At 59.1% G+C, this 1,302-nt stretch carries 1 protein-coding gene; it reads left to right on the forward strand.

The genetic code is table 11. The features are described from left to right. The first annotated feature begins 379 nt into the window (after positions 1–379). Positions 380–628, forward strand: coding sequence for a hypothetical protein (locus tag NKJ57_RS30795; protein WP_023699417.1), 249 nt, complete (start codon positions 380–382; stop codon positions 626–628). The last annotated feature ends 674 nt before the right edge of the window (positions 629–1,302 follow it).

Raw genomic sequence — 1,302 nt, forward strand, 5'->3', positions numbered from 1 at the left:
CAGAAGCAAACTGCTTCGCCGCCAGCGGCGCACCGCCCTCGTTCGTGAGGCGTATATAGTCGCCACCAACCAGAACTGTCAACAGTCATCGACGATGTTTTTGCGATTTCTCGTAGAGATATCCACGGGGCGGAAATTCGTGAGCTGGCTTGGCTGAAATTGTGAGTGGTGTTCCGCTGAGGATCACTCTTCTACCAAGCTCCCACCTAGGCGGCGGCAGGTGCGTGCCATCGGCCTGAGAATCGCCTCCTGGCGAGTGTCGATCCCACGCCAGCCTAAGCAGCGCTTCAGAGCCGGCCTTCCAGCAATTCCGCCGTGATGTTGCGGCCGGCGAAAAAATACCCAGGACCAGACCCGTTCGGCATCGACTGCGAAAGCAATGCTGACGGCACGTCGCCAGCTGATGATCCGCGGACCAGGCATGATCTCGACCCGCTCTGTGCCGCACTGTGGAAAAGTCGACACGCTCAGGCAATGGTCGCGGATGCCGACAACGAAATTCCAAGCGATCGCCGGCGACGCACGGGTCGGCTACGTCGTCATAGAACTGGCCGAGTTCAGTTCCGCCTTGGGGTGGAAGACAATGCGGTACTCCATTGCCTATTTGGCTTTCGCCTGCTTCGCGTGATGACGCGCCTCGAGTCGCGAAAAAACCGTCTCGACAGGGATGCCCTTAGCCGGATCCTGCCGGAGTTCGGTCAGGCGCGCCGGAACCTCCTCGCGCAGCCATCTCTCCCGCTCCGCCTCGAAATCCTCGAGCATACGTAGGCCGGCGCGAACATCTCAGGCATTGTTGTAGCGGCCTGATTCGAGCTGCTTCCTGATGAAGCTCTCATAGTGGTTCGTCGTTCAGAGCGTAATCGGGCACGGCAACCTCCTGGAAGATTATGGCGCCGATCAAGCCCGGTAGCAATAATAGCAATGATTGGAAGCGCACGATCACGGTTCGTTTTCCAAGATCTGATGGCGAGAGAATGGTTCGTCGCCTGGTTTTGCAGGGTCCAAAGCGTCCGGTCACCATCGCGCCGGCGCGTGGCGGTTGCCGCGCTGACAGAGCCGGGAGCCAACCGGCTTCGCGTGGGCAAAGGTGCCGAATAACAAAAAGGCCTGCGAGCTGCGGGCGGTTGGGGGTCATGATTTGGCTTTTCTGTCCTACGGCGTCGGCTTCGCCTGCTTCCGACCCCTGGTCCAGGTTAAAATCGCCATCGATCACGGTCCGAACGCAAAAAGCCCGCGTGAAGCGGGCTTTTTTTGTTGGTTGCGGGGACAGGATTTGAACCTGTGACCTTCAGGTTATGAGCC

Source organism: Mesorhizobium sp. M0077, assembly GCF_040322955.1.
GTDB lineage: Bacteria > Pseudomonadota > Alphaproteobacteria > Rhizobiales > Rhizobiaceae > Mesorhizobium.

Coding starts and splice junctions, on each gene's coding strand:
- NKJ57_RS30795 (WP_023699417.1), top strand. CDS start 380: ATGCTGACGGCACGTCGCCAGCTGATGATCCGCGGACCAGGCATGATC.